The sequence below is a fragment of the Streptomyces anandii JCM 4720 genome (genome assembly GCF_014650655.1).
Lineage (GTDB): Bacteria > Actinomycetota > Actinomycetes > Streptomycetales > Streptomycetaceae > Streptomyces > Streptomyces anandii.
In genome coordinates, this window is the sequence record NZ_BMVJ01000002.1 from 524,680 (window position 1) to 533,984 (window position 9,305).

Sequence of the window (9,305 nt, forward strand, 5' to 3'; positions counted from 1 at the left end):
TCTACCAACTGGTGACCTCGGTCCGCCAGGGCGTCTGCCACTGGTGCGGCATCGACGTCATCGGCGACCGCTGCGTCTTCTGCTCCGCCACCCCGCCCGTGCAGCACGAGAGCCACACCCCGACCGGGTAGCCCCGGCGGGACGAGTACGGCCCGGCGCGTCCGGCCGCACCCGCCCCGCCGAGACCGCCCCGTCCCCTACCGCGACCACCGCTCAGGCCATTCGATCCCGCTCGACCGATATCCCCAACGAGGTTGTACGGTTCATGAACTCCCGTCAGCGCCGCGGCGTGATACTCCTGATTCTGTCCGTCATCTGCGCCCTGGGCGCGTTCGCGGGCGTGCTCTCCGTCATCAGCGACGTCAAGTCCAAGGTCGGGCCCGAGGTGACGGCCTACCGGCTGCGGACCAACGTGCAGCCCTACACGACGCTGAACACGAGCCAGTTCGAGAAGATCAAGATGCCCAAGCGGTGGCTGTCCGCCAACGCCGTCACCGACCTCGCGCAGATCCAGGGCAAGATCGCGGTCACCACGCTGCGCGCCGGCTCCCTGCTCCAGAACGACATGATCGTCGACCAGCCGGCCCTCCAGCCGGGCCAGCAGGAGGTCGCCATCATGATCGACGCGGCCACCGGCGTGGCCGGCAAGATCACCCCCGGCTCCACGGTCAACGTGTACGCCACCTTCGCCGGACAGCGGCAGGGCGACCCCGCGCAGTCCAAGATCATCGTCACCAACGCCCGGGTGCTCGACGTGGGCCGGATCACCGCACTGGACCCCAACGCCGACAACAGGAACCAGCAGCCCACCGAGGCGGTCCCCATCACCTTCGCGCTGTCCACCATCGACGCCCAGCGCATCACCTACGCCGAGTCGTTCGCCCAGCGGGTCCGGCTCGCCCTGGTCGCTCCCGGCAGCGACACCGGCGTCCCGGCCAAGGACCGCACCTACGAACTCGCGAACGACAAGTGAGAGGCCGCGCGCATGCCCACCAGGATCCTCCCGGCAGTCGGCGACGCGGACGCGGTCCGTTCCATCACCACACTGCTCAGCCAGCTCCCCGACGCCGAACCCGTCGGCCCGGTCGCCGACTCGACCCAGCTCATCGACACCCTCGCGCGCCTGGCCGCCGAGTCCGTCGACGAGCTGCCCGAGGTCGTGGTGGTGCACGAGCGGATCGGCCCGGTCCCGGCCCTGGAACTGGTCCGCGAGGTCGCGCTGCGCTTCCCGGCGGTCGGCGTCATCCTCGTCACCTCCGACGCGAGCCCCGGCCTGTTCTCCGCCGCCATGGACTCCGGCGCCCGCGGCCTGGTCGCGCTGCCCCTCAGCTACGAGGAACTCGTCAGCCGCGTCCAGGCGGTGGCCCAGTGGTCGGTGGGCGTACGCCGTCATCTCGGCCACGGCGGCGACGTGTTCACCGGGGCCGGCGGGCGCGTGGTCACGGTGAGCGGCGCCAAGGGAGGCGTGGGCGCCACCCTCACCGCCATCCAGCTCGCCCTGGCCGCCCAGGCCTCCGGACACGCCACGGCCCTGGTCGACATGGACCTGCAGACCGGCGACGTCGCCTCCTACCTCGACGTACAGTTCCGCCGCTCGGTCGTCGACCTCTCCGCCATCACCGACATCTCCCCGCGCGTCCTGGCCGACGCGGTCTTCCGCCACGACACCGGCGTCGCCCTGCTCCTCGCCCCCGGCGAGGGCGAGCGCGGCGAGGAGGTCACCGACCGCGCCGCCCGCCAGATCGTCAGCGCCCTGCGCTCCCGCTACGACGTCGTCGTACTGGACTGCGGCGCCCAGCTGAGCGGGGCGAGCGCGGCGGCCGTGGAGATGGCCGACACCGCCCTGCTGCTGACCACCCCGGACGTGGTCGCGGTGCGCGCCGCCAAGCGCACGGTGCGGATGTGGGACCGGCTGCAGATCCGCAAGGCGGAGGAGACGACGATCGTCGTCAACCGGCACACCCGCGGTACGGAGATCCAGCCGCCGCTCATCCAGAAGATCACCGGTACGGCGGTAGCGGGCACCGCCGTACCCGCCAACTTCAAGGAGCTGCAGGGCGCGGTGGACGCCGGCCGCGTGCACGAACTGGACAACCGCAGCACGGTCAAGCAGGCCCTTTGGGGACTCGCGGGCGAACTCGGCATCGTCAAGGCGCCGGACGCCGCCGCCCACCGGAGCGGCGGACGCCTGCGGGGCGGCGACCGGGGCTCGGTGCGCTTCGGGCGCAGGAGGGAGACCGGGGGATGAGGGGTGGAGGGGCGGGAGCCGACGGAACGCCGGTCCGCGGGCCCCGGGTGCGAAGGCTCGTACCGGTGCGGCTCCGGTCGGACGACGGCCAGGTCGCCATCGAGTTCCTCGGCATGGCGCCGACGATCACCATCACGCTGGTGCTGCTGTGGCAGTGCGTGCTGCTGGGGTACACGTACACGCTGGCGGGGAATGCCGCCGACGAGGCCGTGCGGGCGGGGACGGCGGCCACGGGGGACCGGCAGGGGGCGTGCGTGCGGGCGGGGCTGAAGGATCTGCCGAGTGCCTGGCAGGGCGACGCGGAGATCAACTGCGGGCCGGGAGCGCCCGGTTACCTGCGGGCCGAGGTGAAGCTGAAGGTCCCGGTCCTCCTCCCCGGTGTGATCGGCTTTCCGATCCCGGTGACGGGCCACGCCGGCGCCGTCGAGGAGGTGAAGGACTGAGATGCCGTACGCCCTCGAACACCGCCGCGCCCGCGCCCGTGGATTCGGACGCCGTCGTGACCGCGCCCGCGACTGCGGAATCGGACGCAGCCGCGCCCGCGCCCGTGGATTCGGACTGTGCCGCCGACGTGACGGCGGCCAGGTCGCCATCGAGTACCTGGGGTTCATCCCGGTCCTGATGCTGGTCGCCGTCGCGGTCATCCAGATCGGGCTGGTCGCCTGGGCCGCCCAGCAGGCGGGCACCGCCGCCCGCGCGGGAGCGCGCGCCGCCTCGCTCGGGATGAGCGCCCAGCAGGGCTGCCAGGAGGCGGTCGCCGACTCGCTGAGCGGCCGTACGAGCTGCTCGGAGGCCTCGGGCGGCGGCACGGTCACCGTCGTCGCCACCGTCCGCATCCCCTCGATCATCCCGCTCTGGGATCCCGTCGGGGACGCCCACAAGACCGCCACCATGCCGCTCGACCACTGAACGAGGAACCAGGGGAAGCAGCCATGAGTCTCCGCGCACGCATCAACTCCCCCGAGGAGCAGGGCAGCCGGGGCGAGGACGGCCACCTCGTCGCCTCCTACCGGGCCAAGCTGCTGGAGGAGATCGACCTCGCGGAGATGAGCTCGCTGGCCGCGGCCGAGCGCAGGGTGCGGCTCGAGCGGGTGCTCGGGCACATCATCAGCCGCGAGGGCCCGGTCCTGTCGACCGTGGAGCGCTCGCAGCTCATCCGCAGGGTGGTCGACGAGGCGCTGGGCCTCGGCATCCTCGAACCCCTCCTCGAGGACGCCTCCATCACGGAGATCATGGTGAACGGCCCCGACGCGATCTTCGTCGAGCGCGGCGGCCGGGTCGAACAGCTGCCGCTCCGCTTCGCCTCCAACGACCAGCTGATGCAGACCATCGAGCGGATCGTCTCGACCGTCAACCGCCGCGTGGACGAGTCGAACCCGATGGTCGACGCCCGCCTGCCCTCCGGCGAGCGCGTCAACGTGATCATCCCGCCGCTCTCCCTGACCGGCCCCACCCTCACCATCCGCCGTTTCCCGCGCTCCTTCACCCTCCAGGAGCTGATCGGCTTCGGCTCGCTCGACGAGCACATGCTGTTCCTGCTGGCCGGTCTGGTGCAGGCGAAGTTCAACATCATCGTCTCCGGCGCCACCGGCACCGGAAAGACGACCCTGCTCAACGCCCTGTCCGGCCTGATCCCCGAGGGCGAGCGCATCATCACCATCGAGGACTCCGCCGAACTCCAGCTCCAGCAGAGCCATGTGATCCGCCTGGAGTCCCGCCCGCCGAACGTGGAGGGCAGCGGCCAGATCACCATCCGCGACCTGGTGCGCAACTCGCTGCGCATGCGGCCCGACCGCATCGTCGTCGGCGAGGTCCGCGGCGGCGAGTCACTGGACATGCTCCAGGCGATGTCGACCGGCCACGACGGCTCGCTCGCCACCGTGCACGCCAACAGCGCCGAGGACGCGCTGATGCGTCTGCAGACCCTGGCCTCCATGTCCGACGTCGAGGTGCCCTTCGTCGCCCTGCACGACCAGATCAACAGCGCGGTCGACGTGATCGTCCAGCTCACCCGCTTCGCGGACGGCGCCCGCCGGGTCACCGAGATCGCCGTGCTCGACAGCCACGGCAGCGAGCCGTACCGGCTGGCGACCGTCGCCCGCTTCGCCGCGCGGCCGATGACGCACGACGGCCGGATCCACGGCGTCTTCGAGTACCACCCGCTGCCCCGCCGCACCGCCGACCGCCTCTACATGGCGAGCCAGCCCATTCCCCAGGCCTTCGGCGTCGCCCAGTCCGCAGACCAGCTGGCCACCCGGGAAGCCAGGTAGACAGGCCAGGTAGACAGGCAGGAAGAAGCATCCCCATGGATCTGAGCACCCTCGTCACCTTCACCACCGGCGTCACCCTGCTGACCTGCCTCCTGGCCGTCATGGGCCTGCACGCCTACTCCTCGGGCCGGGCCCAGCGCGCCGCCCTGGTCGACCGGCTCTCGCAGACCGGGCAGATCACGGTGGGCCGCAGGCGCCGCTTCCGCAACCTCGACCGCCGACTGCGCACCACGAAGCTCGGCCGCAAGCTGGAGCTGAAGCTGGCGGCGACCGGCCTGGACATCACCCCCGGCGAGTTCTTCGTCTACATGCTCGCCGCCGTGGCCGCGCTCTGGCTGATCGGGCAGGCCGCCCTCGCGCCCTTCTTCGGACCGCTGGCCGGACTGCTCGGCGTGTGGGCGGCGATGCAGTTCCTCAGCTGGCAGCGGCAGAAGCGCATCGAGAAGTTCATCAACCAACTCCCCGAACTGGCCCGCATCCTCGCCAACGCCACCCAGGCCGGCCTCGCCCTGCGCACCGCGATCGGCATGGCGGCCGAGGAGCTCGAGGCCCCGGCGGGCGAGGAACTGGGCAAGGTCGCCCACCAGTTGGCCCTCGGCGCCTCGATGGACGACGCGCTCGGCGAACTCGCCGACCGCCTGCCCTCGCGTGAACTCGTCGTCCTGGTCACCACCCTGGTCCTGTCCAACCGGGCCGGCGGCCAGGTCGTCAGCGCCCTGCGCAACCTCACCGAGACCCTGGAGGAACGCAAGGAGACCCGCCGCGAGATCCGCACCCAGCTCTCCCAGGTCAACATGACGTCGTACGCCGTCCCCGTGCTGGGCGTCGGCGCGTTGTTCCTGATGAACGGGGTGAAGGCGGGCGCCCTCGACCGTATGACGGGCTCGCCGGTCGGCCAGGGCGCGGTGATCATCGCCTTCGCGCTGTACGCCGTCGGCTTCGTCCTCATCCGCCGCCTGTCCCGTATCGACGTCTGAGCGCGCACCCACACGGAGGGAGGGAGAAGGACAATGGCACTGCTGCTCGCACTGGCGATGGGCCTGAGCGTCTGGGGGATCTTCGCCGGCATCCGCATGTACCGCGCGGACGCCCGGCTCCCCAGCGACCTCGTGCTGGCCCTGGAGGTCGGCTCCACCCGCACCGGCGCCGTCGACTCCGTCGTCGACCGCCTCGGCATGCGCTACGCCCCCGCCGTACTGCGGCTGATGGGCCCCAAGCTGGTCGCCAGGTACCGCCGCAAGATCGACCTGGCGGGCAACCCCGGCGGCCTCACCATCGACCGCTACGCGGCCCGGCGCGCGGTCTACGGCTTCCTCGGCGGCGTGGGCTGCCTGGTCTTCCTGCTGCGCGGCCAGTACCTGGTGGCGCTGATCCTGCTGGCCTTCGGCGCCTTCTGGACCGAGGTCGGCATCTGGTCGGCCATCCGCATCCGCAGGGAGGTGATCGAGCGGACCCTGCCGGACTTCCTCGACGTGCTCGCCGTCGTGGTGAGCGCGGGCCTGGGCTTCCGCCAGGCCCTGGACCGGGTGGCGACGAAGTACGAGGGTCCCTGGGCGGACGAACTGCGCATCACCCTGCGCCAGATGGACCTCGGCATGAGCCGCCGCCAGGCCTTCGCCGAACTGCGCCGCCGCAACGACTCCGAACAGGTGGCCATGTTCGTGACCGCGCTCCAGCAGGGCGAGGAACTGGGCGCGCCCATCGTCGACACGCTGGTCTCGCTCGCCAAGGACATGCGCCGCACCGACGCGCAGAACGCCCGTCGCAAGGCCGCCCGCGCGGTCCCCAAGGCCACCATGATGATCACCACCTTCATGGTCCCGGGCACCCTGATCCTCCTCGGCGCGGGCCTGATCCTCGGCTCCGGCGTGGACTTCGGCTCGGTGACGGGGAAGTAGGGGGGAGGGACGGACGAAGATGCCGACGACGGAAGAACGTACGGGACACACGGAACGCACGGGACTGCTGCGCCGCCGCCCCAGGGCTCCCGAGATCACGACCCCGCCGGCGGGCACGGTCCTGCCGGCCCACGTCCGCACCGGGGCACCGGACATCCCGGTGACGTCGGTGACCCCGGCACTGCCGCCGGGCTGGGAACCGGCACGGGCGCCCACGGATCCGGGTTCGGGCGGGCACGCGGGCCCGGGCGGGGACGCGGACTCGCCGGCGGCGGTGGAGCGGCAGGAGCGCCGCCCCGCGGGCGAACCGGCACCCGCCGGACCCCCCGCAGCCGCCGCACCGGTCGCGCCTGTCAGCGGTACGGCTGCCGGTGCGGGTACCGACGGCCCGAACCCGTCCGAAGGCGAGACGGTCGCGTCCGAACGCATCCAGATCAGCGCGCTCCAGGCGATGTGCCGCTACGTCTTCGCCTTCCGCCTGGCGATGATCGCGCTGTCCGCCCCCGCGGCCCTGGTGAACGCGGCGCCGGGCCTGGCCACCCGACTGGTGAGCGCGGCGGTCGTCGTCACGTTCATGGGCTCCTACGTCCTGTTCCGCGACTGGGAGCGCTTCGGCCCCCTCCTCCTGCGCCACCCCACCCTGCTCGCCCTGGACACCCTCTTCGGCGCGCTGCTGCTGATCGCGGCCGGCCCGGACAGCACGCTGGCCTATGTCTGCGTCTGCACGCCCCTGCTGGCCGGCCTGGTCTACGGCTGGCGCGGCGCGGCTCTCTTCGCCTCCCTCCAGTCACTGATCCTGCTGGTCGTCTACGCCGCCTCGAAGGAACTGTCCGCCAACCTCGCCCAGTCCACCCTCTTCCCCGGCCTGTGCGTGATCGCGGGCGCGGCCGGCGTCACGCTGCGCAACCTGCTCCTGCGCTTCGGCGAGGCGACCCAGGCGCTGACGACGGTCCAGGCCCGCCTGGCCGTCACGGAGGCGGTGGGCGCCGAACGCGCCCGTCTCGCACGGGAGATGCACGACTCGGTGGCCAAGACCCTGCACGGCGTGGCCCTCGCGGCGGACGGCCTGGCGGGCTCGGCGGGCGCCGACCGCATGGACCCGGCCCTGGTGAAGCAGCAGGCGGAACTGGTCGCCCGTTCGGCCCGCAGGGCGGCGGCGGAGGCGCGCGAACTCCTCGCGGACCTGCGCCGCGAGAACGACCCCGCCCACGGCACCGACGTGCTGGTCGAACTGGCGGCACGCACACGGGACTTCGGCGGCCGCACGGGCGTACCGGCGACGTACCGCCCCACGGGCGAGCACGGCGTTCCGCCGATCCCGCCCGCGGTGGCCCGTCAGTTGCTCACCATCGCTTCGGAGGCGATGGAGAACGCCCACCGCCACGCGGAGGCGACCAGGGTCGACGTGAGGGCGGGCGTCCACGGCGACCTGCTGCGCATCAGCGTGTACGACGACGGCCGGGGCCTGCCCCCCGGCACGACGCTGGAACAACTGCGCCGTACGGGCCACTTCGGCCTGGTCGGCATGGTGGAGCGCGCCGCCTCGGTGGGCGCCCGCATCCGCATCGGCCGCGGCACCCACCCGAAGGGCACGGAGGTCCGCCTGGAACTGCCGCTGGGGGCGCTGACGACGCAGGCGGCCTGAAGCCCCGCCCAACTCACCATCATTATCGACTGTTTGTCCCACCCAGCTCCGAGAGGAGGCCGTTCGATGCCGGACCAGCCGACTTCGTACCCCGGCGTGCCGCAGTCCCCGCCCCCGAGCCCCCTGGGGAACTTCCCCCAGCCGCCCCCGCCCGCGCCGCTGCGCGTGGTCGTGGCGGACGACAACCCGGTGGTGCGCGCCGGCCTGACGGCGCTGCTCTCCGGCCGCGCGGACATCGAGGTGGCCGCGGAGGCGTCGGACGGCCGCGAGGCGTGGGAGGCGGCCCACCGGCACCGCCCGGACGTGGTCCTGCTGGACGTGCGCATGCCGGGCGTGGACGGCATCTCGGCGCTGCCGTACCTCGTCCAGATCTGCCCGGTCGTGATGCTGACCTACAGCCGCGAGTCGGAAATCGTCCAGGAGTCGCTGCGCCGGGGCGCGGGCGGCTACCTTGTGCACGGCGAGTTCACGGCCGACCAACTGGTCGCGGCGGTACGGGACATCAAGGAGGGCAGGGCCCACTTCACGCCCACGGCCGCGGGGGCACTGCTGGAACAGTTGCGCCAGGCGCAGCAGGTACCCCGGGGTGGCGGCGGCCCCTTGCCGGAAGGCCTGGGAAGTGCAAATGCACATCAGGGTGTGCCTCCAACGCCCGGTCGGGTGATGGCTTCCGTAGAAAACCTTTCGCAGATGCAACCGGATGTGGGACAGTCGTCGTCTGGATGGACAGGTGGCCGTCCGGCCGCCGTGGACAGGTCGAGGTTCCAACTCAGCGCGAGGGAGGCGGAGATCATGGACCTCATCGCTTCCGGCATGACCAACCAGCAGATCGCCGCCACCTGCTTCATCAGCGAGAAGACGGTCAAGAACCACATCAACCGCATCTTCGCCAAGCTCCACAGCACGAGCCGCTCCGAGGCCGCCGCGAAGTGGCTGGGCACGGCCCAGCCGGACCCGGGTCCGGGTCGAGGGCCGAGGTGACGTGAGATGACGAAGAGCCGACGGATTCGTGCCTGGGCCTCCCTTTGGGCCCGGGATTGGGCCCAGGGACCCTCTGACGAAGGGGCGGTTCCCGCCTACCTTTCCGGTGTCGCAAGCGGCACGAAGACTCGACCCGGAGGGGAACACCATGAGCGACCTGATGCTGAAGACCGCGGTTGCGACCAAGGTCCGCGTGAACGGCTGGAAGAACACCACGGTCGAGGCGATGCAACGCCGCACCGGCGACAGGGGGCAGACGGCGG

At 71.8% G+C, this 9,305-nt stretch carries 9 protein-coding genes; all 9 read left to right on the forward strand.

The genetic code is table 11. The features are described 5' to 3' along the window. Nucleotides 1–265: 265 nt before the first annotated feature. The 9 genes from cpaB to IE249_RS05605 all read left to right on the forward strand — a co-directional run bounded on the left by cpaB (nucleotide 266) and on the right by IE249_RS05605 (nucleotide 9,042). Nucleotides 266–973 carry a Flp pilus assembly protein CpaB gene (cpaB, locus tag IE249_RS05565; protein WP_189703601.1) on the forward strand — a complete coding sequence of 236 codons (708 nt, stop codon included), beginning with the start codon at nucleotides 266–268 and terminating at the stop codon, nucleotides 971–973. A gap of 12 nt (nucleotides 974–985) precedes the next feature. Beyond that, entirely contained in the window at nucleotides 986–2,248 is a 1,263-nt protein-coding gene (locus IE249_RS05570) for a CpaE/TadZ family protein (protein ID WP_189703602.1), read from the forward strand. Nucleotides 2,249–2,361: 113 nt separating this feature from the next. After that, the gene (locus IE249_RS05575) at nucleotides 2,362–2,691 is read left to right on the forward strand and encodes a pilus assembly protein (RefSeq protein ID WP_189703708.1); all 330 of its coding nucleotides are present in this window, start codon (nucleotides 2,362–2,364) and stop codon (nucleotides 2,689–2,691) included. 1 nt (nucleotide 2,692) lies between these two features. Continuing rightward, nucleotides 2,693–3,157 carry a TadE/TadG family type IV pilus assembly protein gene (locus IE249_RS05580; protein ID WP_189703603.1) on the forward strand — a complete coding sequence of 155 codons (465 nt, stop codon included), beginning with the start codon at nucleotides 2,693–2,695 and terminating at the stop codon, nucleotides 3,155–3,157. A gap of 23 nt (nucleotides 3,158–3,180) precedes the next feature. Further along, complete coding sequence (locus tag IE249_RS05585; RefSeq protein WP_189703604.1) at nucleotides 3,181–4,518, forward strand: TadA family conjugal transfer-associated ATPase; 1,338 nt, start codon at nucleotides 3,181–3,183, stop codon at nucleotides 4,516–4,518. Between the two features lie 35 nt (nucleotides 4,519–4,553). Continuing rightward, nucleotides 4,554–5,495 carry a type II secretion system F family protein gene (locus tag IE249_RS05590; protein WP_189703605.1) on the forward strand — a complete coding sequence of 314 codons (942 nt, stop codon included), beginning with the start codon at nucleotides 4,554–4,556 and terminating at the stop codon, nucleotides 5,493–5,495. 33 nt (nucleotides 5,496–5,528) lie between these two features. Next, nucleotides 5,529–6,416 carry a DUF5936 domain-containing protein gene (locus tag IE249_RS05595; RefSeq protein WP_189703606.1) on the forward strand — a complete coding sequence of 296 codons (888 nt, stop codon included), beginning with the start codon at nucleotides 5,529–5,531 and terminating at the stop codon, nucleotides 6,414–6,416. 19 nt (nucleotides 6,417–6,435) lie between these two features. Next, nucleotides 6,436–8,061 carry a sensor histidine kinase gene (locus IE249_RS05600; protein WP_229857578.1) on the forward strand — a complete coding sequence of 542 codons (1,626 nt, stop codon included), beginning with the start codon at nucleotides 6,436–6,438 and terminating at the stop codon, nucleotides 8,059–8,061. 66 nt (nucleotides 8,062–8,127) lie between these two features. Then, nucleotides 8,128–9,042 (forward strand): response regulator transcription factor, encoded by a 915-nt coding sequence (locus IE249_RS05605; RefSeq protein WP_189703607.1) that lies wholly within the window; start codon nucleotides 8,128–8,130, stop codon nucleotides 9,040–9,042. Nucleotides 9,043–9,305 lie beyond the last annotated feature (263 nt).

Excerpts from the sequence above, each read along its gene's own strand:
- IE249_RS05585 (WP_189703604.1), top strand. The coding sequence starts at position 3,181 with ATGAGTCTCCGCGCACGCATCAACTCCCCCGAGGAGCAGGGCAGCCGG.
- cpaB (WP_189703601.1), top strand. The coding sequence starts at position 266 with ATGAACTCCCGTCAGCGCCGCGGCGTGATACTCCTGATTCTGTCCGTC.
- IE249_RS05600 (WP_229857578.1), top strand. The coding sequence starts at position 6,436 with ATGCCGACGACGGAAGAACGTACGGGACACACGGAACGCACGGGACTG.
- IE249_RS05575 (WP_189703708.1), top strand. The coding sequence starts at position 2,362 with ATGGCGCCGACGATCACCATCACGCTGGTGCTGCTGTGGCAGTGCGTG.
- IE249_RS05590 (WP_189703605.1), top strand. The coding sequence starts at position 4,554 with ATGGATCTGAGCACCCTCGTCACCTTCACCACCGGCGTCACCCTGCTG.
- IE249_RS05595 (WP_189703606.1), top strand. The coding sequence starts at position 5,529 with ATGGCACTGCTGCTCGCACTGGCGATGGGCCTGAGCGTCTGGGGGATC.
- IE249_RS05580 (WP_189703603.1), top strand. The coding sequence starts at position 2,693 with ATGCCGTACGCCCTCGAACACCGCCGCGCCCGCGCCCGTGGATTCGGA.
- IE249_RS05570 (WP_189703602.1), top strand. The coding sequence starts at position 986 with ATGCCCACCAGGATCCTCCCGGCAGTCGGCGACGCGGACGCGGTCCGT.
- IE249_RS05605 (WP_189703607.1), top strand. The coding sequence starts at position 8,128 with ATGCCGGACCAGCCGACTTCGTACCCCGGCGTGCCGCAGTCCCCGCCC.